We start from the raw sequence: 26,802 nt of genomic DNA, 5'->3' as shown, positions 1-26,802 counted from the left end.
TCAGCCGGACGCCGGCGGATTGGCAGCCAGCAGCTTCTTCAGCGCCTCCATCGAATAGTAGAAAGCCTGGTCGAACTGATCGATCAGGCTGGCCGCCGTCGATAGATCCGCCGCCCGCCCCAGTTGCTCCAGCGTGGCGCACAGCGACGCCAGCGGCAAGGCGCCCACGCTGCTGGCGCTGTTCTTCAGCGAATGCGCGGTGCGGAACAAGGCTCCGCCATCGCCGCTCTTCACCGCCTCGTGGACCGAGACATGAATGCCCGGGCACTCCTGCAGCCAGGCTTCCAGCATTCTGGGCAGCAGCCCGGCGCGGATGTCGCGGATGGACGCCAACACTTGCGGATCGATCCAGTCGCCATTGGCCCCATGGGCCTCGCCCGAGCTCCCTTCCGGCTCCGGCTCGCCTCCCGGCGCGAGCCAGCGTTTCAGCGTCGCCGCCAATTCCCGCTGGGTGAAAGGCTTGGCCAGATAATCGTCCATGCCGGCCTGCAGGCAACGCTCCTTGTCGCCCAGACCGGCGTTGGCGGTCAGCGCCACGATGACCAGATGCGCATCCCCTCCCTGCTCGCTGAGGCGTATGGCCTGGGTAGTCTGCCAACCGTCCATCACCGGCATCTCGCAGTCCATCAGCGCCAGGTCGAAGCTTTCTTCGTCAAGCAGCCTGAGCGCCTCCTCGCCGTTGCCGGCCAGCCTGGCGCTGCAACCCATGTTCTGCAGCATCGCCAGCGCCATTTCCTGGTTGACCAGATTGTCCTCCACCAGCAGCACATGCCCATTCAAAGCCCTGGCCATCCGCTGCTCGCTAGCAAGCTCGCTGCCGGCGGGCCTGGCGCCGGGCTCGTGCGCCTGGATCAGCGCGTTGTACAGGTCGGAGCGCCGCACCGGCTTGGTCAGCACCTGCCGCGCCAGGCTGGCGGCGTCGTTCAATTGCTGGAAATCGTCGGCCGCCGAGCTGAGGATGATGGCGGGCGGCATCGCCTCGCCCAATTGCTGGCGGGCGCGGGACAGGAACATCAGGCCATCCATCTCGGGCATCATCATGTCGGACAGGATCAGATCGAACGCCTGCCCGCCCTCCCTCTCCGCCAACCGCTCCAACGCAAGCAGCGGGCTGAGCACGGCGCACACCCGGCAATGCCAGTCCGCCAGCTGCCGTTCCAGTATTTCCAGATTGGTGGCGTTGTCGTCGACGATCAGCACATGCAGCCGACTCAGCCGCTCCGCCGGCTGGTGGGGCTGGGTCTGCGGACCGCGCGGCAGGCGCAGTTGGAAATGAAACTCGGTGCCCACGCCCGGCTGGCTGGAAAGATCGATGCGGCTGCCCATCATGCCGATCAGGCGCTGCGAGATCACCAGGCCCAGGCCGGTGCCGCCAAAGCGGCGCGTGGTGGAGCTGTCGGCCTGAGTGAAGGGCTGGAACAACCGGCACTGCTGCTCCGGCGTGATGCCTATGCCGGTATCCTCCACGCTGATCCGGCAAACCGTTTCCTGTTCATCCTCCGCCGCCAGTTCCACCCGGACCACCACCTGTCCCGACGCGGTGAACTTGATCGCGTTGCCGATCAGGTTGGTCAGCACCTGCCCCAGCCGTTTGCTGTCTCCTATCACGTCCACCGATGCCGTCGGCTGCGCGCACAACAGTTCCAGCCCCTTGCCGTAAGCCACCGGCGCCAACCGTTCGACAATCTCCTCCACCAGCAGGCTCAGGCTGAACGGCTGCCGGTCCAGCTCGAACTTGCCGGCCTCTATCTTGGAAAAATCCAGGATGTCGCTGATGATGCTGAGCAGGCTTTCGCCGGAACGGTGCACCACATTGACATAGTGCAGCTGGCGCTGGTCCAGCCTGGTGCTCAGCAGCAGGTCGGCCATGCCTATCACGCCATTGAGCGGCGTGCGGATTTCATGGCTCATCACCGCCAGGAATTCGCTCTTGGCCCGGTTGGCGGCCTCGGCCGCGTCGCGCGTTTCGGCCAGCGCCACCGATTGCCGTTGCAGTTCGTCCAGCGCCAGCTGCAGCTGCCCGTTGGCCTCCTGCAGCGCCTGGCTGCGCTTCTGCAGCGCGGCCTCGCGGTCGTGCAGGGTCTGGTACAGCCGCACCCGGTTCAGCAGCAGGTTGTCGTCCAACGGCTTCATCAAGTAATCCACCGCCCCCAGGCCATAGCCGCGGCCGATGAACTCCTCAGCCTTGAAGATGGCGGTGACGAAGACGATGGGAATGCCGCGGGTGCGCTCGGTCATCTGCAAATGGCTGGCGGTCTCGAAGCCGTCCATGCCCGGCATCTGCACATCCAGCAGAATCAGATCGATATCGTGTTCCAGCGTCCTGAGCAGCGCCTCCTCGCCCGAGCCCGCCTCCAACACTTCGCAATCGCGCAGGCGGGACAGCAGCGCCCGAAGCGTGACCCGGTTGCTTTCATTGTCGTCCACCACCAGGATGGCAAATGGCCCGCTCATGCCGCGGCGCTCCGGCTGACGCGGTAGATGTAGCTGCCGCTGCGGCAGGGCTCAAAACCTTCGTCCAGCGCCAGCCGGTGCAACCCGTCCTGCGGCCCCAGCGCCAGGAAGCCCTCGGCGTGCAGCGAGCGGGCGAAGCGGCGCAGCACCTGGCGCTGCAGCTCTGCATCGAAATAGATCAATACATTGCGGCACAGGATCAGCTGAAATTCGTTGAAGATGCCCTCGTCCGTCAGCGAATGGCGGTGGAACAGGATGCGCTGCCGCAATCTGTCGTCTATCGCCAGAAACCGCCCGTTGCCGGACAGGTAGGCATCGAACAAGCGGGGACCGCCGCTGGCCAGGTAATGCTCGCGATTGACAGCCAGCGGACCGCTGGGGAACAAGCCGCTGGAGCCCAGCTCCAGCAGATAGGGATTGAGGTCGGTGGCGAACAGGTGGCTGCGGTCCAACAGGCCCAGCTCGTCCAGTATGATGGCCAGCGAATACGCCTCTTCGCCGGTGGAGCAGCCGGCCGACCACAGCTTGATCATCGGGAAGCTGGCCAGATAAGGCAGAACCTCCTCGCGCAGCTGCCTGAGCTGCGCCGGATGGCGGAAAAAACTGGTGACGCCCACCGGTAGCTCGGCGCACAGCCGCTCGAACAGCGCGGCGTCGGACAGCACCGCGCGCTGAAACTCGGCGAAATTGCGCAGATTGAACTGCGTCATCAGGTTGAGGATGCGCCGTTGCAGGCTTTCGCGCTGGTAATGGCGGAAATCGTAGCCGTAATGGCTGACCAGCGCCTGCAGGAACAGCTCCAGCAGTTTCCCCTCCGGCCTGGCCTCATCGCCGGCCATCGTCGCAACCACGGCGCTGGCGATGGCCGGCAGCTTCATGATGAAATCGTAATGGCTGGCGTTGCGGGCGGCATCCGGCATCACCCGCGCCGGCGCGCATTCGTCGCCGTCCTCGACGATCACGCAGGAGCCGGCGGCGCGCAATGCGGCGCAGCCGTCGACACCGTCATGGCCATAGCCGCACAGCAGCACCGCCAGCACGCCGTCGCCGTACTCGCCGGCCAGCGATTCGAACAACGCGTCTATCGACGGACGGGCAAACTGGATCTGCCGGTCGCGGGTCAGGTAGACAAAACCATGCGCCACCCGCATGTGGTGGCCGGGCGGCGCCACGTACAGCGTGCCGGGCCGCACCGGCTCCATGTGCTGCGGCATCAGCACGCTGTACTCGGTGCGTGTCTTCAATAGCTGATCCAGCAGATTGATCTGGTTTTCCTGCACATGCTGGGCGACGAACACCACCGCGTCCGACAGCGGCAGATGCTCGACGATGCTCAGGATGCGCTCCAGGCTCAACGCGGAGCCGGCCAAGGCCAGCGCCCGCAGCGGTGGCCTCTCCTCGGAGGCCGGCGGCTGGCTGGACACTTGGCTCACCGGCAAGCCCAGCCGCATCAGGCTATGCGCCAGCAACGCGTGATAGGCGATGATCTTCAAGCGCCCTCCCGCGTCCAGCCTGGCGGCAAACGCCACCATCAGCTCCGCCGCCAGCAGATCGGCATCGTAGAAGCTCAGCTCCAGCATGTCCTCCGGCGCGCCGCGCAGCAGCTCCAGCAAGGCGGCGCGGTCCTCGGCGGCGCCCAGCTTGCCCAAGATGGCCACCCGGCACAGCTCCCCCTGCCGCTGAACATTGACGCTCATGCCTTCCGCCCCCCGCACCACTGCGCCACCCTGGCGACCAGCACATCGTAATCCACCGGTTTGGACAGGTAGTCGTCGGCGCCGGTAGCCAGTATCTTTTCCCGCTCCGCCGGCAAGGCCTTGGCGGTGATCGCCACCACCGGAATGCCGGCCAGGGCAGGATCGGCGCGGATGGCGGCGATCGCCTGGTAGCCGTCCATTTCCGGCATCATGATGTCCATCAGCACCAGATCCACCTTTTGCTGCGGCAGGAATTCCAGCGCGCGCCGACCGTTGACAGCGGAAAACAGCTTGGCGCCGTGCCGCTCCAACGCGGCGGTGATCACGAACAGATTGCGCGGATCGTCATCCACCACCAGTATCTGCCGGCCGGACAACAACTTGCCGTCGCCGCTGGCCGGCGGCGTCTTCAGCGCCGCATGCTGCCTGGGCACGTCCTGCAAAAAGCGTTCCACATTCTCCATCAACCGCTGGCCGGCCTGCGGCGTCTTGACGATCACGCAATCGGAATAGGCGCGCAGCGCCGCCTCCTCCTCGTCGCTGGGATGGCTGCCGGTGTAGAACACCAGCGAAATGGCGGGATCGGCTTCGCGCAGCGCCGCCGCGATCGCCAGCGCGTCGGCCACCGGGTCCGCTCCCAGATCGACGATGGCCAGCTGGCAGGGTTCCTGCCGCAACAGCGACGCCCAGTCGGCGCCGGGCGCGGCAGCCACGACGGCGCCGCCGCCCTTGCCGAGCAGCGACTGCACTTCCGCGCCATCGATGCCGCCATTCTCCACCACCAGGATGCGCTCGCCGCCTTTGCTGCCCACCGCGCGGATCAGCGTCGCCTCCGCCGCCGCCAACAGATGGTCGTCGGCGGGCTTGCTGAGGAAACCGATGGCGCCCTGTTGCAGCAGCGCCTCGTCGCGGTCGCGCGCGGAGACGATGTACACAGGCAGATTGGCTAGCGCGGGACGGGTCTTGATCTCGTGCAGCACCTGGCTGCCGTCCATGTCCGGCAGCCCCAGGTCCAGCAGGATGCCGTGCGGACGGTACTGGCCGGCCAGCGCCAGCCCGCTGGCCCCGTCATGGGCCACCAGGGTCTTGTAGCCCAACCTCCGGTTCATGCTCACCAGCATCTGGCCGAATACTGGGTCGTCGTCTATCAGCAAGATGATGCGGTCGCCGGAGCGCACCGTCTCCCTATCGTCCCTAGGCGCGTCCAGGGACGCGCGCGCTTCGGACGGGCGGCGCGCCGGCGCTTCGGCGGCCTCTACGGCGTCTGGCAGCAGCACGATGAATTCGCTGCCCTCGCCCGGCACGCTCTGCAACTCGATGGTGCCGCCCAGCATTTGGGCGAAGCGCAGGCTGATGGTCAGGCCCAGGCCGGTGCCGCCGAACTCGCGCGAGGTGGAGCCGTCCGCCTGCTGGAAGGCCTCGAAGATCACGTTGCGCTTTTCCTCCGGTATGCCGATGCCGGTGTCGCGCACGCTCAGCCGGATGGGCATCGGCTGGTCCGGATGATGGCTCAGGCTGAAGGTGACGCTGCCCTTGCGGGTGAACTTGATGGCGTTGGTCAGCAGATTGCGCAGGATCTGCGACAGCTTGTCGGGATCGGAGACGAATTCGCGCTGCAGCGCGTCCTCGACGACGAAACTCAGGCCCTTGTCGCGAGCCACATGCTCGAACATGCCCTGCAGTTCGCTGCACAAGTCTTTGCTGCGCACCGGCGACAGGTGCACATCCATGCGGCCCGCCTCCACCTTGGACAGGTCCAGCACGTCGTTGATCAGGCGCAGCAGGTCCTCGCCGGAGCGGTGTATCACCTGCGCCCACTTCAGCGCCTCGCCTGCGACCTTGCCGTCTTCGTCGCTGACCATCATCTTCGACAGCAGGATGATGGAGTTGAGCGGCGTGCGCAGCTCGTGCGACATATTGGCGAGGAACTCCGACTTGTACTGGCTGGCCTGATCCAGCTGCTTGGCCTTGGCTTCCTGCTGGCGGCGCGAGGTCTCCAGCTCCAGATTCTGCTGCTCCAGCTGCTGCTGCGACTCCTCCATCTGCGCATTGGTCTGCTGCAGCTCCTCGGTCTGCTGGCGCAAGAGTTGCTGCGCCTCCTCCATCTGGGCGTTGGTCTGCTGCATCTCCTCGGCTTGCTGCTGCAACTGCTGCTGCTGCTCCTCCATCCTGGCGTTGCTCTCGCGCAGCTGTTCGCTCTGCTGGCGCATTTCCTTCTCCGACGCCTCGCTGGCGACCAGCAGCTTGCGAATATGGACGCGCTGCTCGGCGACAAACAGGAAAGACGCCAGCATGCCGCCCACATTGGCCAGGAATTCCTGCTTCTTGTCGTCGAAACGCTCGAAACTGGACAGCTCGATCACGCCGACCAGCTCCTTTTCATGCAGCAGCGGATAGGTATAGGTGTAGCGCGGCAGCGCCATCATGGTGCCGGTAATGATGGGGGCCACCTCCTCCGCCGCCACCTCCAGGATGATGGGCTTTCGCTCGCGCGCCACCTGCCCCACCGCGCCCTCGCCCAGCGCGAAGCTGGCGCCGATGTGATTGCGTTCGGTATACATATAGCTGCCGATCAGCACCAGCGCCTGCTCGGCCTCCTGGTACAGGTAGAACACGCCGCGGCCGGCATCCAGATAGCGGCCTATCATGCCGATGGCGGAATCGGCCAACTGCTCGGTGGTCAGATCGCCGGTCAGCGCGGTGGATATCTGGCTGTAGCCGTCCTTCAGCCAGTTGCGGCGTTCGTCCTCGGCGCGGGCGCCGCGCAGCATGCGTATCATCTCGTTGATGGCGATGCCCAGCCTGTCCTTTTGCGACACCAGCTTCACTTCCTCGCTCAGGTCGCCCTGGCCGATGGCGTAGGCGCGGTTGGCCAGTTGCTCCAGCGTTTCCATCAGGATCTTGATCCTGGCCATCAGGCTGTTGGTATCGCCGGGCTTGAGCGTGATCTCGCTGGACAGATCGCCCTCCGCCAGCTTGGCGGCGATCAGGGCCGCCTCGCTGGGCTCGCCGCCCAATTGGCCCAGGATGGAGCGGCTGGTCCAGTAGCCCAGCAGCGCGATGACCCCCAGCATGATGGCGCAGATCACCAGCGTCAGCTGGATGGCGTTGCGCTTGGTCGCCACCGCCTCGTCGGAAAATTTCTTGGCGATCAAAATGTTGTAGTCGATATGCTCGTCTATCAGCTTCAGCATCTGGTCGGATAGCGGATCCATCGCCAATACCATGTCGCGCGCCTTGACCATGTCCTGTCCGTCCTTGCCAGCCTCAGCCAGCATGGCGTCAAGCCTGGCCTGATACTGCGCCCACACCGGCTTTTCCTTCTCCAGATCGGTCTTGTCGGTTTCATCGGCGAAACAGTTGGTGCCGAAACAGCCATCGATTTCGTAATTGCGGATTGCCTTGCTGACATTGTTCCTGGCGATCTGGATCTGCAGCTCGACCTGAGTCCGATCTTTCTTGTCGGTGGCATAGACGTGGCGGCTGGCCTGGACGCAAAGCTCCTGAAAACTGCGCCGCAAATTCCCAAGCACCCTCAGGCTGGGCACGGCGTTGACATTGCCGAAATTGGCGCCATCGTAGACCCGCTCCATCAGAAACTGCTCCAAACCGGTCAACAGGGCCAGCCCCAACAGAGCCGTGGCCACCAACAGCGCCATATTCTTGCCGACAGTGAGTTTCATGCCTTCCCTCCAATGGAGCCGACAACTGGATATTGATGTTGCAGTTTAGACAATTAGCGAAACTACTAAGACCTCAAAAACAAACTAGACTGGAGGAGGCGGTAAGAACCGCAATTAATGGAGGGGACGGATGCCGGTGCCAGGCGAAATTCTGGTGGTAGACGACACCATGACAACCCTGATGATGCTCTTGGCATTGTTATCCACCGAGGGCTATCAGGTCAGCTCCGCGCAAAGCGGGACCGAGGCGCTGGAGTCGGTGCGCAAGCATCCTCCGGACCTGATCCTGCTGGACTTCAGCATGCCGGACATGGATGGGCTGGAGGTATGCCGCCAGCTCAAGGTCAACTCGCGCACCCGGGATATCCCCGTGCTGTTCCTCAGTTCGATAACCGATACCCAGACCAAGGTGGACGGTTTCGCCGCCGGCGCGGTCGACTTCATCATCAAGCCGTTCGAACGCAACGAGCTGCTGGCGCGCGTCAATACCCACCTGGACCTGGCCCGGCTGAAAAAGCGCCTGAGCAAGCTGGTGGACGAAAAAACCGAGTCGCTGCGCCTGAGCGAGCAGCGCTTCCGCTCACTGATCGAACAGGCGCCGGAAGCCATCATGGTGTACGACCTGGACACCAGCCTGTTCGTCGACGCCAACCGCCAGGCGGAAATCCTGACCGGACGATCGCTGCAGACCCTGATAGGCATGACGCCGGTGGCCTTGTACTCGACGGAACAGCCGGATGGCCTGCCCACGCCGGAAAGCGTGCGCCTGCACGGCTCCCGGGCGATACAGGGCGAAGTGCAGATATTCGAACGCATCATTGCCCGGCCCGACGGCACCACCATTCCCTGCGAAGTGAGGCTGAGCAAGCTGCCCAGCGAAACCGGCCGTCTGCTCCGAGTCAGCTACATCGACATTTCCGCCCGTCTCGCCGCGCAGGAAAAGATCAACCATCTGGCCTATTTCGACATGCTGACCGGCCTGCTCAACCAGAGCGGCTTGTTGGAAAAGCTCGACACGCTGACCGCCATCCACAAGGAAGCCGGGCTGCCGGCCTTCGCCGTGCTGCTGGTCGATCTGGGCGATTTCAAATTCATCAACGATGTCTACGGCAACCGCGTCGGCGACCTGCTGCTGTGCGACGTGGCCGAGCGCTTGAAGCGGCTGGTGGGCGCCGGCGGCCATGTCGCGCGCCAGGGCGGCATCGAATTCGTGGTGCTGCTCACCGACATCCAGGATCGCGAAACGGCCGAGGACTCCGCAGCCCGGATGCTGGCCGTCCTGGCCGAACCCTTCACCATCGATGAAATGATGCTGAATCTCAGCGCCAGCATAGGCGTCAGCCTGGGTCCGGAGCATGGCGACACCGGCCAGGAGCTGCTGTGCAACGCCGACATGGCCCTATTCCAGGCCAAGCAGCGCGGCATACGCCGGCTGCAGATATACGAAGCCGCGCTCGGCCAGCAAATGCGGGAGCGGGTGGAACTGGAAAAGGAGCTGCGCGACGCCATAGCAAAAGATCAGCTGGTGCTGCACTACCAGCCGCAGATAGCGCTCTCCACCGGACAGGTGGTGGGCGTGGAAGCGCTGGTGCGCTGGCAGCACCCGCAAAAGGGCATGATTTCGCCGGCCAACTTCATCCCCATCGCGGAACAGTCCGGCCTGATCCTGCCGCTGGGCCGCTGGGTGCTGCAGGAAGCCTGCCGCCAGCTGAATATCTGGCAGGAAAAAAACATCGACCTGCGCATGGCGGTGAACCTGAGCGTGGCCCAGTTCACCGATCAGGATCTGCCGGACTTCGTCGCCGGCGTGCTGAAGGAGACCGGCGTGCCGGCGCACAAGCTGGAACTGGAAATCACCGAGTCCTGCACCATGCTGTCGCCGCAGCAATCGATCCGGATGATGCAGCAATTCCGCGCCATGGGCATACACAGCTCGATAGACGACTTCGGCACCGGCCACTCATCGCTGGCCTACCTCACCCGCCTCCCGCTGGACACGCTGAAGATAGACCAGTCCTTCATCAAGAACATCTCCAGCGACGAGAAGGACACCGCGCTGTGCGACACCATCGCCTACCTCGCCCACCGCATGGGCCTGCAGGTGGTGGCCGAAGGCGTGGAAACCCAGCAGCAGCTGACTTTCCTCACCAGCATCCATGTCGACGTGGTGCAGGGCTACCTGCTGTGCCGGCCGCTGCCGGCGCAGCAGCTTGAGGACTTCATCCGACAAAGGCCGGACTCGCCTCCCCAGGCCGGGATCGAGTATTTCTGACGCAGCTCAGCCCAGCGCTTGCGGCGGCAAACAGTCTTTGAGCGGCTCCAGGTCCAGATGTTTTTCCAGCATGTCCGCCAGCTGGTTGATGTGCGCCTCGCGCAGCGCCGGGTAGTCCAGCGCTTCCGGCTCGGCCAGGCCGGCCCAGCGCAGGATGGCGCGGCAGGCTTCGGGATGGTCGAACAGGCCGTGCAGATAGCTGGCCATGATCTGGCCGTCGTCGGACAGCGCGCCATCCGCAACGCAATCGTCGAACGTCAGCGCCGGACGTTGCAACGCCGGGCCGCGGGTGACCCCCATGTGGATTTCGTAGCCGGCGACGGCGGCCCCGTCCAATGCCAGCCTGCCGCGCCTGCGGGCGAGGCGCTTCTGCGCCGCCAGCGTGGTTTCCATCGGCAGCCATCCCAGGCCGTCGCAGCTGCCGGCCTCGCCCTCCAGCCCGTCCGGATCGTGCAGCTTCTCGCCCAGCATCTGCAGGCCGCCGCAGATGCCCAGCAGCTTGCCGCCGTAGCGCAGGTGGCGGCGGATCGCCTCCTCCCAGCCGTAATGGCGCAGCCAGGCCAGATCGGCCATCACGCTTTTGCTGCCGGGCAGGATGATCAGGTCGGCCGGCGGAACCGGCTCGCCGGCCTTCACCAGCAGCAGCTCCACCTGCGGATGCAGCCTTAGCGGATCGAAATCGGTATGGTTGCTGATGCACGGCATGGCGGGCACCGCCACCCTGAGGCTCCGGCCATCGGCCTTGGCGCGGGATGGCAGGTCCAGGCGCAGGCTGTCCTCGGCTTCGATATGCAGGCCGTGCAGATAGGGCAGCACGCCCAGCACCGGTTTGCCGGTGCGCTGCTGCAGCCAATCGATGCCCGACTGCAATAGTTTGACGTCGCCGCGGAAGCGGTTGATCACCAGGCCTGCCACCCGGTCTTGCTCACTGGCGGACAACAATTCCAGCGTGCCCACCAGGTGGGCGAACACGCCGCCGCGCTCGATGTCGGCCACCAGGATCACCGGGCAGTCCACCGCCTCGGCGAAACCCATATTGGCGATGTCGCCGTCGCGCAGATTGATCTCGGCCGGGCTGCCGGCGCCCTCCGCCACCACGCACTGGTACTGTTCGGCCAGCCGCCGGTGCGACTCCAACACCGCCTGCATCGCTTTGGGTTTGAAGTCGTGATAGCTTTTGGCCTCCATATTGCCGATGGCGCGGCCTTGGATGACGATTTGCGAGCCGGTGCTGCCATTGGGCTTGAGCAGCACCGGGTTCATGTCGGTATGCGGCTCCACGCCGCAGGCCAACGCCTGCACCACCTGCGAGCGGCCGATCTCGCCGCCGTCCGCCGTCACTGCGCTATTGAGCGCCATGTTCTGCGGCTTGAACGGCGCCACCCGCACGCCTCGTCGCGCCAGCAAGCGGCACAGGCCGGTGACCAGCGTGCTCTTGCCGGCGTCCGAGGTGGTGCCTTGGATCATGATGGTTTTAGCGGTCATGGCGGTCTCCTAGCGCGTATTTTCCGGGAAGCGCCCTCTATAGCACCGCCGGCATCCTGCGGCAATCCACAATCGTGCGCCACTCGGCTCCTCGGATACAGCGTCAGCCGCAATCCGGCGGCCAGCTGGAAAAACACCGCTGCGCCATGCTCGAACTCTGTACCCACGATGCCTTCACTCTCCAGCCCCTCGCGGTAAAAACGCAACAGGCCAAATAGACGTCGCCCGGGGTCAATAGCGTGACGCCTGGCTTCATCTCCCCTCGGGCTCAACGGCCCTTGAAGCTTGGCGTCTGCTTGTCGAGAAAGGCGCGGGTGCCGATGCGGAAGTCTTCGGACTGCGCCGCCAGGCCGAAGTAATCGGCGCCCAGCCGCGCCGACTCGTCCTCCGTCAGACTGAGACCGCGATGGATCGCCTCCCAGCTCAGCCGCACCGCCGTCGGCGACTGGGCCAATATTCCGCGCAGCAGCTTTTCCGACTCCGCCGGCAAATCCTGCGGCGCCACCACCCGGTTGACCAGGCCCAGTCGGCAGGCCTCTTCGGCGTCCATCAGTCTGCCGGTCAACAGCAACTCCGCCGCGCGGCCCTTGCCTATCAGCCGCGGCAGCCGGGTGGTGCCGCCAAAACCGGCCACCGCGCCTATGCTCACCTCCGGGTGGCCGAAGCGCGCATCCTCGGCCGCCAGCCGCAGCGTGCAGGCCTCGGCGATCTCCAGCCCGCCGCCCAGCGCGTCCCCATTGACCGCGGCCAGCACCACCTTGCCCAGCGTCTCGATCCGACTGGTCACCGCCACCGCCAGCCGCGCCAGCTCCCGCACTTCGGCCGGCGCAGCCAGATTGAGAAAACGGATATCCGCCCCGGCTGAAAACGCCCGGCCATGGCCGGTGATGATCACCGCCCTGGCCGCCTCGTCCACCGCCGCCAACTCCAGCGCGGCCAGCAACTGGCGCAGCAGCGGCCGGTTCATCGCATTCAGGCAATCCGGCCGGTTCAGCACAATCCGGACAATGCCGTCCTCCACCTGGTAACGCACCACATCCTGCTCGAACATGTCGCCTCCTTTGCCAGTGACAGCGCGGCCGGTGCCGCGCCGGCGATGCTCTCCAGCCCGCCAAACCGCGCGCTGCCATGTCCAGCCGCTTGCGGCATCAAGCTTGGAACCGGGGAAAATGCCCGCAGCAGGCTTCAGCCGCAGGCAAGCCATCCATCAGACGCCAGCGCGCAATTGCTTCTGCAGGCACGCCGGGCACAGACAATCGCTGGCAGCCTCGCTGGGCGACAGCTGCCGCGGCAGGTCGGCGCACCAGCAGCCGCCCGCCTCGCCGCCGGCGCCGCAGGTAAAGCCGTTGCCGCAGCGCGGACAGGTCTTGGCCTGCACCGGCATAGGCAAGGCCAGCAGCCGTTCCCACACCTGCTTCTTTTGATCCGCGCTGAAGGCCGACCAGCCGGCGATCTCGCCCAGCGTGCGGCGGCAGCCGGTACAGACCTGCCCGCCGTCGTCCAGCCGGCACACGCCTATGCAGGGCGAAGGCAGCGCGCTTTGTTTTGCTTCTTGAGTCACAAACATTCCCGGCTAATATTGCTCACGCCGGCATGCTAACGCGTCCCGAGCCATCTGTCTGCGGCTTTGCGCCCGCCGGCGGCAGACGCAAAAACGGCGCGAGCTCTCGCGCCGTTTCCTTGCCGGACAAAACCCGGATTACTTGGCTGCGGATGCGTCCTTGGCCGCGCCGCCGCCGACGGTTTCCAGCACTTTCCACTGGCCGTTTTCCACCTTGTAGACGGTGATGCCGCCGTCTTTCAGGTCGCCCTTGTCATCATAGGTCCAATTGCCGGAGGTCACGCCATGGTGGGTGATCTTGGCCAGCACCGGCAGGTAGACCTTGGGATCGGCCGAGTTGGCGTCCTTCATTGCCTGGATCAGCGTGCGGGTGGCGTCGTAGCCGTACGGCGAGTAGGTGGCCACGTCGGACTTGAAGCGGGCCTTGTAGCGCGATTCGTAATCCTTGCCGCCTGGCATCTGCTCCAGCGGCAGGCCGGCCAGCGAAGCGATGGTGCCGTCGGCTTCTTTGCCCGCCAGCTGCAGGAAGGTCGGGGTCTTGGTCATTTCGCCGGAGATCAGCGGAGCCTTGATGCCCAGGCGCTTCATCTGCTTGGTCATCGGCGCGGACTGCGCGTCGGCGCCGCCGTAGAACACCGCATCCGGGCTCACGCCTTTGATCGAGGTGAGGATGGCGGTGAAGTCGGTGGCCTTGTCATTGGTGAATTCGCGCTTCACCACCTCGCCGCCGGCGGCGCGGGCCGACTTCTCGAATTCGTCGGCCAGGCCCTGGCCGTAGGCGGTGCGGTCGTCGACGATGACGATCTTCTTCGCCTTCAGGTTCTGCACCACGAACTTGCCCATCACGCCGCCCTGCTGGGTGTCGGAGGTCATCGAACGGAAGGTGTTCTTGAAGCCTTGCGCAGTGAATACCGGCGAGGTGGCCATCGCGATCATCGGGATGCCGGCGTCGGAGTAGATTTTGGAGGCCGGGATCGCGGTGCCGGAATTGAAGTGGCCGATGATGCCGGCGACTTTCTCGTCGACGAACTTCTGCGCCAGCTGGGTGGCGGTTTTCGGATCAGCCTGGTCGTCCTGGGCATCCAGTTCGAAGGTGACCGGCTTGCCGGCGATGGTCGGCTTGTCGGCGTTGGCGTCTTCGATCGCCAGGGTCACGCCGTTCTTGTATTCCTCGCCGTAGTGCGACTGCGGGCCGGTCAACGGCGCGGCGAAGCCGATCTTGATCACGTCGCCGCCAGCGCTCGCCTGGGCCGGAGCCGAAGCGGCGCCTGCCGGAGCGGCTTCTTCCTTCTTGCCGCAGGCGGACAGGGCAACAGCGGCGGCAACCGCCAGAGTCAGGGTAGACAGCTTGGATACTTGCATCTTTTAAGTTCCTCTCTTGCTTCAACACAACCAGCCAACGGCCGGCTCCAGTCTTGCTCTTAAAGTAAAAACTCTGGCCGCATTATTTCAACGCGGCCAGAGCCTGGCAAGTTGATTATTCGCTCATGCTCATCAGGCTGGCGTTGCCGCCCGCCGCCGTGGTGTTGACGCTGACCGCGCGCTCCACCACCAGCCGGTGAATATTGTAGCCTCGCGCGTCGCGCAGGATCAGCGGCACCAGCGCGCCGTCGCGGTCCGCCAGCCTGCGGCGGGCATCCTGCTCGCCCTCTCCGGCAAACAGCACCGCGTCGACGTCGGCCGCCAGCACGTCAGCCGCCAGCTCGACATGGCCGGCAAGCAGCGACGCCAGCTTGTCGCCCGCGCCGCCCCTGGCCACCACCGCGCGGTTGCCGCCGGCGAACGCCGCCGCCAGCTGCTCGGCCAAAGCCGCCTCATCCGGCGCCACGCAGCCCACCTTGCCGCGCGCGGCGAACTGCAGCGTGTTGTTCTCGCCGGTCGGTCCCGGCAGGCTGACGCCGTGCGCCAGCGGACTGTCCTTGCGGACTGTGGCGATAAACGCATCCAGCGCCAGGCCTTGCGCCTTGGCAGCGGCAGCCAATGCATCCAGGGCGTCCAGCTTGGCATCCTGCTTGTCGGCCGCCAGGCTGGGCTGCCAGGCGGCGCGGCTCAGGCGGTACAGGTAGAACGGGCCGCCGGCCTTGGGGCCGGTGCCGGACTTGCCTTCGCCGCCGAACGGCTGCACGCCCACCACCGCGCCGACAATGTTGCGGTTGACGTAAACATTGCCCACCTTGATGCGCGCACAGATATCGGCGATGGTTTCGTCGATGCGGCTGTGTATGCCATGGGTCAGGCCATAGCCGGTGGCGTTGATCTCGGCCACCACCTTGTCGATGTCGCCGGCGGCGAAGCGCAACACGTGCAGCACCGGGCCGAACACTTCGCGCTTCAGTTCGGACAGGTTGTCGATCTCGAACAGCGTCGGCGCCACGAAAGTGCCGCCCTCGCATTCAGCGGACAGCCGGGTCTGGTGCACCGCTCGCGCGCTCTGCTTCATCTTGTCGATGTGCGCCAGCAGGCCGGCCTGCGCCTCGGCGTCTATCACCGGGCCGACGTCGGTGGTGAGCTTGGCCGGGTTGCCCACGGTCAATTCGTCCATCGCGCCCTTGATCATCGCGATCACCTTGTCGGCGATGTCGTGCTGCAGATACAGCACGCGCAGCGCCGAACAGCGCTGGCCGGCGGAATCAAACGCCGAACTGAGCACATCGGCCACCACCTGCTCCGGCAGCGCCGAGCTGTCCATGATCATCGCGTTCATGCCGCCGGTTTCCGCCACCAGCACGGTGTCTTCGCCGCGCTTGGCCAGCGTGCGGTTGATGATCTGCGCCACCTCGGTGGAGCCGGTGAAGATCACGCCCTGGATGCGCGCATCGCCGGTCAACGCCGCTCCCACCACTTCGCCGCGGCCCGGCAACAACTGCAGCGCCGCGCGCGGCACGCCGGCCTGGTGCAGCAGGCGCACGGCGTAGGCGGCGATCAGGCTGGTCTGCTCGGCAGGCTTGGCCAGCACGGTGTTGCCGGCGGCCAGCGACGCCGCCACTTCGCCGATGAAGATCGCCAGCGGGAAGTTCCATGGACTGATGCACACCACCGGACCCAGCGGCTGGTGGCTGGCGTTGTCGAACTCAGCAATGATCTGCGCGGCGTAATAGCGGCAAAAGTCTACCGCCTCGCGCACTTCGGCGATGGCGTTGTTCAGCGTCTTGCCGGCCTCGCGCACCGCCAGGCCCATCAGAGCCGGCATATGGCTTTCCATCAGATCAGCCATGCGGTTCAGGCAGGCGGCGCGCTCCGCCACCGGAGTCGCGGCCCAGACAGAGGCATAGCTTGCCGATTGCGCAAGGGCGCGCTCCACGTCGGCGGCAGTGGCTTCTATCACCTTGCCGACGATGTCGCTGTGGTCGGCCGGGTTGCGCACTTCCTGAAGCTGGCCATCGGCAATGTCGCCATCGCCCAGCATCGGGAAGGCTGCCCAGCGTTGCTGCTCGGATGCCTGCAGGCCCAGTTGCAACGTGGCCAGCACATGCTCGCTGGACAGGTCCAGGCCCTTGGAGTTGTGGCGGCCGGCGCCGTACAGTTCGTCTGGCAGCGCGATCTTGCCGTGCGGCATGCCGGCATGGCTGGCCGCCTCGGCCACCGGGTCGGTCACCAGTTCCTCAATCGACACGCTCTCGTCAACGATGCGGTTGACGAAGGAGGAGTTGGCGCCGTTTTCCAGCAGGCGGCGCACTAGGTAGGCCAGCAGCGTTTCGTGCGAACCCACCGGCGCGTAGATGCGGCAGGCCTTGCCCAGCTTGGCTTTGCCCACCACCTGGTCGTACAGGGTCTCGCCCATGCCGTGCAGGCACTGGAACTCATAATCCAGGCCGGTAGCCAAATTGTAGATCGCGGACAGGCTGTAGGCATTGTGGGTGGCGAACTGCGGGTAAATGGCGTCCTGCGCGGCCAGCAGCTTCTTGGCGCAGGCAAGGTAGGACACGTCGGTATACACCTTGCGGGTATATACCGGGTAGCCCGGCAGGCCGTCCACCTGGGCGCGCTTGATCTCGGCGTCCCAATAAGCGCCCTTCACCAGCCGCACCATGAAGCGGTGGCCGGTGCGGCGCGCCAGATCGATCAGGAAATCGATCACAAACGGACAGCGCTTCTGGTAAGCCTGCACCACGATGCCTATGCCTTCGAAGTCTTTCAAATCGGGATCATTGGCCAGCGCCTCCACCAGGTCCATCGAAATTTCCAGGCGGTCGGCTTCTTCGGCGTCGATATTCAGGCCGATATTGTATTGCTTGGCCAGCAGGAATAGATCCTTCAGGCGCGGCAGCAGCTCGGTCATCATCCGCTCGTGCTTGAGGCGGCTGTAGCGTGGATGGATGGCCGACAATTTCACCGAAATGCCAGGGCCTTCGTAGATGCCGCGGCCGCTGGACTCCTTGCCGATGGCGTGGATGGCTGTGACGTAGTCTTTCAAGTAGCGCTGCGCGTCGGCCTCGGTCATCGCCGCCTCGCCCAGCATGTCGTAGCTGAAGCGGTAGCCGCGCGCTTCGCGCTCGCGGCCGTTGGCCAAGGCCTGCTCTATGGTTTCGCCGGTGACGAACTGCTTGCCCAGCATGCGCATCGCCATGTCCACGCCCTTGCGGATCAGCGGTTCGCCGCCCTTGGCGATCAAGCGGGTCATAGCCGAAGACAGGCCGTTGGCGCTATGCGAAGCGACCAGTTTGCCGGTCACCAGCAGGCCCCAGGCGGCGGCATTGACGAACAGCGACGAGCTGTTGCCCAGGTGGGCTTTCCAGTCGCCGCGGGAAATCTTGTCGCGGATCAGCTTATCCGCGGTGGCGCGGTCGGGGATGCGCAGCAGGGCTTCGGCCAGGCACATCAATGCAATTCCTTCGCTGCTGTCCAGAGAGAACTCGTGCATCAAAGCATCCACACCGCTGGCTCGGGTGCGTTCGCGACGCACCTCGGTCACCAAACGGCGCGCCAGCTCCTGCACCGACTTCACCTGTTCCGGACTCATCGCCGCCTGCGACAGCAAGGCTTGCACGCACTCGCGCTCGTCGCGCCGATAGGCGGCGGTGATCGCATCGCGCAAAGCTGTCTGATGATGAGCAAAGGCTTCAAATTGCATGGGTTTCTCCGAATATTGTTTGCAGTCCCGGCCTCGCGTCCGGGTGAGCGGACTATTGTATACAAGGACGATCAATCTTGTTGGACAATATAAAATATTCTTTAGCACTTAACCGCTATCAAAATCAGCGTGCGCAAGGGCTGCAGCCTAACCCCCACCATGCCTTATTCACCCCCGCCGCATATGGAAATCAACAGAAGCCTGTACAGCCAGAGTACAGAGACCTGCCTCGCCATTTCGCCAGGTAAGGTATGAAAATTTGATAGCGAATGAATACTGTCTGAAAAAGACAAACCGCCCTAGCCAATTTGGTCTGAGCATAAAATTTCCGCCATGCAGAATGCGACAAACCGACACTGGAACGACAAAAACGCCAAAAGCCCCAGGCGATTGCCTGGGGCTTGAATGGGGAATCTGGCGATGTCCTACTTTCACATGGCGAATGCCACACTATCATCGGCGCTAAGATGTTTCACGGTCCTGTTCGGAATGGGAAGGCGTGGTACCATCTCGCTATTGTCACCAGATAAAACGGTAACGCTACTGCGTAATGCTTTCGGCTTCTTTCGAAGCGCAACGCCAAGTCATCGACTTGGCGTTAGAAATTGGGCGTCTGGCGGTGTCCTACTTTCACATGGCGAATGCCACACTATCATCGGCGCTAAGGCGTTTCACGGTCCTGTTCGGGATGGGAAGGCGTGGGACCACCTCGCTATGGCCACCAGACATAAACTGGTACAAACTCAAGAAGCCTGAACTCGTCTCTCAACGCGTTCTGAATATTTTTTCGGGTACTCAATTGTGTCGCACTCACACTCCATCTTCGTCACTCAGTTTCCCAAGCCACTCAAATGATAGGATCAAGCCTCACGAGCAATTAGTATCGGTTAGCTTCACGCCTCACAGCGCTTCCACACCCGACCTATCAACGTCCTGGTCTCGAACGACTCTTCAGGGAGGTCTAGCCTCCAGGGAAGTCTCATCTTCAGGCGAGTTTCCCGCTTAGATGCTTTCAGCGGTTATCTCTTCCGAACTTAGCTACCCGGCGATGCCACTGGCGTGACAACCGGTACACCAGAGGTTCGTCCACTCCGGTCCTCTCGTACTAGGAGCAGCCCCCGTCAAACTTCCAACGCCCACTGCAGATAGGGACCAAACTGTCTCACGACGTTTTGAACCCAGCTCACGTACCACTTTAAATGGCGAACAGCCATACCCTTGGGACCGGCTACAGCCCCAGGATGTGATGAGCCGACATCGAGGTGCCAAACACCGCCGTCGATGTGAACTCTTGGGCGGTATCAGCCTGTTATCCCCGGAGTACCTTTTATCCGTTGAGCGATGGCCCTTCCATACAGAACCACCGGATCACTATGTCCTGCTTTCGCACCTGCTCGACTTGTCGGTCTCGCAGTTAAGCTACCTTTTGCCATTGCACTATCAGCACGATTTCCGACCGTACCTAGGTAACCTTCGAACTCCTCCGTTACACTTTGGGAGGAGACCGCCCCAGTCAAACTGCCTACCATGCACTGTCCCCAATCCGGATCACGGACCAAGGTTAGAACCTCAAAGGGGTCAGGGTGGTATTTCAAGGTTGGCTCCACCTGAACTAGCGTCCAGGCTTCATAGCCTCCCACCTATCCTACACAAACCACTTCAAAGTCCAATGCAAAGCTACAGTAAAGGTTCACGGGGTCTTTCCGTCTAGCAGCGGGTAGATTGCATCTTCACAAACACTTCAACTTCGCTGAGTCTCAGGAGGAGACAGTGTGGCCATCGTTACGCCATTCGTGCGGGTCGGAACTTACCCGACAAGGAATTTCGCTACCTTAGGACCGTTATAGTTACGGCCGCCGTTTACCGGGGCTTCGATCAAGAGCTTGCACCCCATCACTTAACCTTCCGGCACCGGGCAGGCGTCACACCGTATACGTCCACTTTCGTGTTGGCACAGTGCTGTGTTTTTGTTAAACAGTCGCAGCCACCGATTCTCTGCGACCTGTCATAGCTTCAGACGCGAAGTCTTACACCACAACAGGCATACCTTCTCCCGAAGTTACGGTATCAATTTGCCGAGTTCCTTCTCCTGAGTTCTCTCAAGCGCCTTAGAATTCTCATCCTGCCCACCTGTGTCGGTTTGCGGTACGGTTCTTGTGTAGCTGAAGCTTAGTGGCTTTTCCTGGAAGCGTGGTATCAGTCACTTCAGGTCCGTAGACCCTCGTTATCACGTCTCGGTGTTAAAGAAGAGCGGATTTGCCTACTCTTCACACCTACCGGCTTGAACAGACTATTCCAACAGTCTGCTGACCTAACCTTCTCCGTCCCCACATCGCACTACACAAAAGTACGGGAATTTTAACCCGTTTCCCATCGACTACGCTTTTCAGCCTCGCCTTAGGGGCCGACTCACCCTACGCCGATGAACGTTGCGTAGGAAACCTTGGGCTTTCGGCGAGCGGGCTTTTCACCCGCTTTATCGCTACTCATGTCAGCATTCGCACTTCTGATATCTCCAGCATGCCTCTCGACACACCTTCACAGACCTACAGAACGCTCCCCTACCACGGACACATTTGACTGTGCCCATCCGCAGCTTCGGTTATCAGTTTGAGCCCCGTTACATCTTCCGCGCAGGACGACTCGACCAGTGAGCTATTACGCTTTCTTTAAATGATGGCTGCTTCTAAGCCAACATCCTGGCTGTCTATGCCTTCCCACTTCGTTTACCACTTAACTGATCATTTGGGACCTTAGCTGGCGGTCTGGGTTGTTTCCCTCTTGACAATGGACGTTAGCACCCACTGTCTGTCTCCCATGCTGGCACTTTCCGGTATTCAGAGTTTGCCATGGTTTGGTAAATCGCAATGACCCCCTAGCCATAACAGTGCTTTACCCCCGGAAGTGATACATGAGGCACTACCTAAATAGTTTTCGGGGAGAACCAGCTATCTCCGAGTTTGTTTAGCCTTTCACCCCTATCCACAGCTCATCCCCTAGTTTTGCAACACTAGTGGGTTCGGACCTCCAGTGCGTGTTACCGCACCTTCATCCTGGCCATGGATAGATCACTCGGTTTCGGGTCTACACCCAGCGACTGATTCGCCCTATTCGGACTCGGTTTCCCTACGCCTCCCCTATTCGGTTAAGCTTGCCACTGAATGTAAGTCGCTGACCCATTATACAAAAGGTACGCAGTCACGGAACAAGTCCGCTCCCACTGTTTGTATGCATCCGGTTTCAGGTTCTATTTCACTCCCCTCCCGGGGTTCTTTTCGCCTTTCCCTCACGGTACTGGTTCACTATCGGTCGATCACGAGTATTTAGCCTTGGAGGATGGTCCCCCCATCTTCAAACAGGATTTCGCGTGTCCCGCCCTACTTTTCGTATGCTTAGTACCAAGAATGCGTTTTCGTGTACGGGGCTATCACCCACTACGGCGGTCCTTTCCATGAACCTTCCACTAACTCAATCTCTATCACATACAGGCTGTTCCGCGTTCGCTCGCCACTACTTACGGAATCTCGGTTGATTTCTTTTCCTTCAGCTACTTAGATGTTTCAGTTCGCTGAGTTCGCTTCCTCGTGCCTATGTATTCAGCACGGGATGACCCCTAAGGGCCGGGTTTCCCCATTCGGATATCGTGGGATCAAAGCTCTATTGCCAGCTCCCCCACGCTTTTCGCAGGCTTACACGTCCTTCATCGCCTGTGATCGCCAAGGCATCCACCAGATGCACTTAGTCGCTTGACCCTATCATTTCAGTAACCTACGTCACTTCATGACAGAGCGTGTTTGTGCGACGACTGCACCGCCCCTTTTGATATGGCGACGCAGCCTTAGATACAATCAAATACCCAAGATGACGATTTGTCTGCGTACAGAATTAACTCTACGCTTTCATTTCGCCGTCTTATATATTCGGCTTCTTCAGTTTGTTAAAGATCGGGCGTTAAAATTACAACGCAAACAGAACCAAACTCTTCCGAGTTCGCTTGTGTTTGAGTTGTGGTGGAGGATGACGGGATCGAACCGACGACCCCCTGCTTGCAAAGCAGGTGCTCTCCCAACTGAGCTAATCCCCCAACTGGTGGGTCTGGTAGGACTCGAACCTACGACCCCTGCGTTATCAACACAGTGCTCTAACCAGCTGAGCTACAAACCCAGTAAACTTCTACGCCAGCCCCACAAGGAGCTGGCTGCCCTTAACAGAATAACCGATAGGCTGTAAGTACTTGACGATCGCCTTCTCTAGAAAGGAGGTGATCCAGCCGCAGGTTCCCCTACGGCTACCTTGTTACGACTTCACCCCAGTCATGAATCCCACCGTGGTAAGCGGCCTCCTTACGGTTAGCCTACCCACTTCTGGTGAAACTCACTCCCATGGTGTGACGGGCGGTGTGTACAAGACCCGGGAACGTATTCACCGCAGCATGCTGATCTGCGATTACTAGCGATTCCGACTTCACGCACTCGAGTTGCAGAGTGCGATCCGGACTACGATCGGTTTTATGAGATTGGCACCACCTCGCGGCTTAGCGACCCTCTGTACCGACCATTGTATGACGTGTGAAGCCCTGCTCATAAGGGCCATGAGGACTTGACGTCATCCCCACCTTCCTCCGGTTTGTCACCGGCAGTCTCATTAGAGTGCCCAACTTAATGATGGCAACTAATGACAAGGGTTGCGCTCGTTGCGGGACTTAACCCAACATCTCACGACACGAGCTGACGACAGCCATGCAGCACCTGTGTTACGGCTCCCTTTCGGGCACCAAGCCATCTCTGGCAAGTTCCGTACATGTCAAGAGCAGGTAAGGTTTTTCGCGTTGCATCGAATTAATCCACATCATCCACCGCTTGTGCGGGTCCCCGTCAATTCCTTTGAGTTTTAACCTTGCGGCCGTACTCCCCAGGCGGTCAATTTCACGCGTTAGCTACGCTACCAAGGATTCAAACCCCCAACAGCTAATTGACATCGTTTAGGGCGTGGACTACCAGGGTATCTAATCCTGTTTGCTCCCCACGCTTTCGTGCATGAGCGTCAGTGTCATCCCAGGGGGCTGCCTTCGCCATCGGTATTCCTCCGCATCTCTACGCATTTCACTGCTACACGCGGAATTCTACCCCCCTCTGACGCACTCTAGTCTTGCAGTCTCCAATGCCGTTCCCAGGTTGAGCCCGGGGCTTTCACATCAGACTTGCAAAACCGCCTGCGCACGCTTTACGCCCAGTAATTCCGATTAACGCTTGCACCCTACGTATTACCGCGGCTGCTGGCACGTAGTTAGCCGGTGCTTATTCTTCCGGTACTGTCATCCCCGCCAGGTATTAACCAGCGGGATTTCCTCCCGAACAAAAGTCCTTTACAACCCGAAGGCCTTCTTCAGACACGCGGCATGGCTGGATCAGGCTTGCGCCCATTGTCCAAAATTCCCCACTGCTGCCTCCCGTAGGAGTCTGGGCCGTGTCTCAGTCCCAGTGTGGCGGATCATCCTCTCAGACCCGCTACTGATCGTCGCCTTGGTGAGCTCTTACCTCACCAACTAGCTAATCAGACATCGGCTGCTCGTATAACGTGAGGCCTTACGGTCCCCCACTTTCCCCCTCAGGGCGTATGCGGTATTAATCCGGCTTTCGCCGAGCTATCCCCCATTACACGGTACATTCCGATGCGTTACTCACCCGTTCGCCACTCGTCAGCGGAGCAAGCTCCCTGTTACCGTTCGACTTGCATGTGTAAAGCATGCCGCCAGCGTTCAATCTGAGCCAGGATCAAACTCTTCAGTTCAATCTCATAGCAAATTTTCTGGCACGCAAGTTCAAAGAAATAAAACAAGTATTTCTTGTCTCTTGCAGTGCAAGTTTTTGGCTTTCGCCAAGCACTTACACCTATCGGTTATTCGTTCTGTTAAAGAGCAGTGCCGGCCGCTTCGAACACCGCCGGAACCTGTTTCGTTCGGCTTGTTTCGTTCGCTGCGTCAGCTGAGGAGGCGAACTATACCGCCGCGCCCTATCCTCGTCAACACCTTTTCGCAAAAAAGCGAGCAACGGCGGGCCGACCAGCCGCCAAGACCACGCAAGCAACTGATGAAAAAGAAGATATGAAGACGGGGTGTTTTACAACCCGGCCACAACAACCCCGCGCCGGCGCAAAACCTTGCCGCCCGTGCCATGAAAAACAGGCCGGCGTTGCCGCCGGCCTGTTTCAAACGCTCTATATAGTATGCGCGCTCAGTTCTTCTTAAGCCTAGCGAACGCCGCCGCCATCGCGGTATCGCCCGCCGGCGCGCCCTGCTGGCCGCGTTGGCGCTGGCCTCCCGATGGGCGCGCATCGCTGCGCGGGCCGCGGGACGAACTCGCACCCACCTCGTCATCCAGCCGCATGGTCAGTGCGATGCGCTTGCGCGCCACATCCACTTCCAGCACTTTGACCTTGACCACATCGCCGGCCTTGACCACCTTGCGCGGATCGTCGATGAACTTGTTGGACAACGCCGAGATATGCACCAGGCCGTCCTGGTGCACGCCGATGTCGACGAAGGCGCCGAAATTGGCGACGTTGGTCACCACTCCTTCCAGGACCATGCCCGGCTGCAGATGCTTGATGTCCTCGATACCATCCTGGAAGGTGGCGGTCTTGAATTCCGGACGCGGGTCGCGGCCCGGCTTGTCCAGTTCTTTCAGGATATCCATCACGGTAGGCAGACCGAAGCGCTCGTCGGTGTAGTCCGTTGCCCGCACCGACTTGAGGAAGGCCGAGTCGCCGATCAGCGACTTCATCTCGCGGCCGCTCTTGAGGACGATCTGTTCCACCACCGGGTAGGCTTCCGGGTGTACCGACGACGCATCCAGCGGGTTGTCGCCGCCGGCGATGCGCAGGAAGCCGGCTGCCTGCTCATACGTCTTGTCGCCCAGTCGCGGCACTTTCAATAGTTGCTTGCGGTTCTTGAACGCGCCGTTCTGGTCGCGGTAGGACACGATATTGGCGGCAAGTGTGGAGTTGAGGCCCGAGATGCGGGCCAACAGCGGCACCGAGGCGGTGTTGACGTCCACACCGACGGCGTTGACGCAATCTTCCACCACGCCGTCCAGCGCGCGCGCCAGCTGGCTCTGGTTGACGTCGTGCTGGTACTGGCCGACGCCGATGGATTTGGGATCGATCTTCACCAGCTCGGCCAGCGGGTCCTGCAGGCGGCGAGCGATGGACACCGCGCCGCGCAGGCTGACGTCCATGTCCGGGAATTCCTTGGCGGCCAGCTCCGACGCGGAGTAAACCGACGCGCCGGCTTCCGACACCACGATCTTGGTCATCCCCAACTGCGGAAAAGCCTTGATCAGGTCCTGCGCCAGCTTGTCGGTTTCGCGGCTGGCGGTGCCGTTGCCGATGGCAATCAGGTCCACCTTGTGGCGCACGCACAGCGCGCCGAGGATGGCGATGGACTTGTCCCACTCGCGACGCGGCTCGTGCGGATAGATGGCGGTGGTGTCCAGCACCTTGCCGGTATCGTCCACCACCGCCACCTTGCAGCCGGTGCGCAGGCCCGGGTCCAGACCCAGGGTAGCGCGCCGGCCAGCCGGCGCGGCCAGCAGCAAATCGTGCAGATTGGCGGCGAAAACCTTGATCGCCTCGGCGTCCGCCGCTTCCTTCAGCCGCGACACCAGCTCCAGCTCCAGCGACAGGAAGATCTTGGCGCGCCAGGCCAGGCGCACGCCGTCCAGCAGCCACTTGTCGGCGGCACGGCCGGCGTCCTTGATGTTGAAGCGGTCGGCGATCAGCAGCTCATAGCCGGAACGCTCGGTGATAGGAGTTTCGTCGGGCTGGTATTTGAGCGCGACGTTCAACACACCCTCGTTGCGGCCCCGCAGCAATGCCAGTGCGCGGTGCGAGGGGATGGATTGGATATGTTCGCGGTGATCGAAATAATCGGAGAACTTGGCGCCGTCGGCTTCCTTTCCGGCGACCACCGTCGCCGCCAGCTCGCCTTCGCTCCATAGCTTCTTGCGCAAACGGCCCAGCAGTTCGGCATCCTCGGCGAAGCGCTCCATCAGGATGGCGCGCGCGCCATCCTGCGCGGCCTTGACGTCCGCTATGCCGGCCTCGGCGTTGACGTAGCCTTCGGCCAGCGCGGCCGGATCTTGCGACGAGTCGGCCAGCAGGCTGTCGGCCAAAGGCTCCAGGCCAGCTTCGCGGGCGATCTGCGCCTTGGTGCGGCGTTTGGGCTTGTAGGGGAGGTAGATATCTTCCAGCGTGGTCTTGTTGTCGCTGGCGTAGAGGGCCGCTTCCAGCTCGGGCGTCAGCTTGCCCTGCTCGGCGATGCTCTTGAGAATGCTGACACGGCGGTCGTCCAGCTCGCGCAGGTAGACCAAGCGTTCCGCCAGATTGCGCAACTGGGTATCGTCCAGGCCGCCGGTGACTTCCTTGCGGTAACGGGCGATGAAGGGAACGGTGGCGCCGCCGTCTATCAGTTCGATGGTGGCGGCCACCTGGGCCTCGCGGACGGCAAGTTCAGCCGCCAGGCGGCTGGAAAGGCTTTTCAACATCGGTTCTTATTCTTTCGAGTTGAACAAAAACCGCTA

At 62.1% G+C, this 26,802-nt stretch carries 10 protein-coding genes, 2 tRNA genes and 4 rRNA genes; 1 reads left to right on the top strand and 15 read right to left on the bottom strand.

Annotated elements, in window-relative coordinates; all coding sequences use genetic code 11:
- The 3 genes from BI347_RS13375 to BI347_RS13365 are packed head-to-tail and all read right to left on the bottom strand — an operon-like array spanning nt 1 to nt 7,834.
- Nucleotides 1-2,454, bottom strand: coding sequence for a response regulator (locus tag BI347_RS13375; protein ID WP_071116072.1), 2,454 nt, complete (start codon nt 2,452-2,454; stop codon nt 1-3).
- Nucleotides 2,451-4,151, bottom strand: coding sequence for a chemotaxis protein CheB (locus tag BI347_RS22715; protein ID WP_083338866.1), 1,701 nt, complete (start codon nt 4,149-4,151; stop codon nt 2,451-2,453). Before BI347_RS22715 ends, BI347_RS13375 begins: the two co-directional genes overlap by 4 nt.
- A complete protein-coding gene (locus BI347_RS13365; RefSeq protein ID WP_071116071.1) occupies nt 4,148-7,834 on the bottom strand; it encodes a response regulator in 3,687 nt (1,228 codons plus the stop codon). Before BI347_RS13365 ends, BI347_RS22715 begins: the two co-directional genes overlap by 4 nt.
- A 130-nt stretch (nt 7,835-7,964) precedes the next feature.
- Between BI347_RS13365 and BI347_RS13360 the strand changes: the two genes are divergently transcribed.
- Nucleotides 7,965-10,106 carry a GGDEF/EAL domain-containing response regulator gene (locus BI347_RS13360; protein WP_071116070.1) on the top strand — a complete coding sequence of 714 codons (2,142 nt, stop codon included), beginning with the start codon at nt 7,965-7,967 and terminating at the stop codon, nt 10,104-10,106.
- Nucleotides 10,107-10,112: 6 nt separating this feature from the next.
- Here the strand turns inward: BI347_RS13360 and BI347_RS13355 are convergent, their stop codons facing one another.
- From BI347_RS13355 to BI347_RS13300, 12 genes are all read right to left on the bottom strand, one after another.
- Nucleotides 10,113-11,591 (bottom strand): cobyric acid synthase, encoded by a 1,479-nt coding sequence (locus BI347_RS13355; RefSeq protein WP_071116069.1) that lies wholly within the window; start codon nt 11,589-11,591, stop codon nt 10,113-10,115.
- Between the two features lie 268 nt (nt 11,592-11,859).
- On the bottom strand, nt 11,860-12,642 hold the full coding sequence (locus tag BI347_RS13350) for an enoyl-CoA hydratase/isomerase family protein (protein ID WP_071116068.1): 783 nt from the start codon (nt 12,640-12,642) through the stop codon (nt 11,860-11,862).
- Nucleotides 12,643-12,798: 156 nt separating this feature from the next.
- Nucleotides 12,799-13,152 (bottom strand): DUF1289 domain-containing protein, encoded by a 354-nt coding sequence (locus BI347_RS13345; protein WP_239690880.1) that lies wholly within the window; start codon nt 13,150-13,152, stop codon nt 12,799-12,801.
- 138 nt (nt 13,153-13,290) lie between these two features.
- Nucleotides 13,291-14,514 carry a branched-chain amino acid ABC transporter substrate-binding protein gene (locus BI347_RS13340; protein WP_071112284.1) on the bottom strand — a complete coding sequence of 408 codons (1,224 nt, stop codon included), beginning with the start codon at nt 14,512-14,514 and terminating at the stop codon, nt 13,291-13,293.
- Nucleotides 14,515-14,629: 115 nt separating this feature from the next.
- A complete protein-coding gene (gene putA / locus BI347_RS13335; RefSeq protein ID WP_071116066.1) occupies nt 14,630-18,223 on the bottom strand; it encodes a trifunctional transcriptional regulator/proline dehydrogenase/L-glutamate gamma-semialdehyde dehydrogenase in 3,594 nt (1,197 codons plus the stop codon).
- Nucleotides 18,224-18,635: 412 nt separating this feature from the next.
- Nucleotides 18,636-18,750 (bottom strand): 5S ribosomal RNA (gene rrf, locus BI347_RS13330).
- Nucleotides 18,751-18,834: 84 nt separating this feature from the next.
- Nucleotides 18,835-18,949 (bottom strand): 5S ribosomal RNA (gene rrf, locus BI347_RS13325).
- A gap of 130 nt (nt 18,950-19,079) precedes the next feature.
- A 23S ribosomal RNA gene (locus BI347_RS13320) occupies nt 19,080-21,975 on the bottom strand.
- Nucleotides 21,976-22,231: 256 nt separating this feature from the next.
- Nucleotides 22,232-22,307 (bottom strand) — tRNA-Ala (locus BI347_RS13315).
- Nucleotides 22,308-22,310: 3 nt separating this feature from the next.
- Nucleotides 22,311-22,387, bottom strand: a tRNA-Ile gene (locus BI347_RS13310).
- A 90-nt stretch (nt 22,388-22,477) separates the two neighbouring features.
- Nucleotides 22,478-24,013 (bottom strand): 16S ribosomal RNA (locus BI347_RS13305).
- The 16S, 23S and 5S rRNA genes sit together here with 2 tRNA genes alongside, the layout of an rRNA operon.
- Nucleotides 24,014-24,456: 443 nt before the next feature.
- Nucleotides 24,457-26,766: a Tex family protein gene (locus BI347_RS13300; RefSeq protein ID WP_071116065.1), complete on the bottom strand. Its 2,310-nt coding sequence runs from the start codon at nt 26,764-26,766 to the stop codon at nt 24,457-24,459.
- Nucleotides 26,767-26,802 lie beyond the last annotated feature (36 nt).

It is taken from the genome of Chromobacterium sphagni (assembly GCF_001855575.1).
Taxonomy (GTDB): domain Bacteria; phylum Pseudomonadota; class Gammaproteobacteria; order Burkholderiales; family Chromobacteriaceae; genus Chromobacterium; species Chromobacterium sphagni.
Note: the sequence above shows the minus strand (reverse complement) of the source record. Positions and strands in the feature narration are given on the sequence as shown.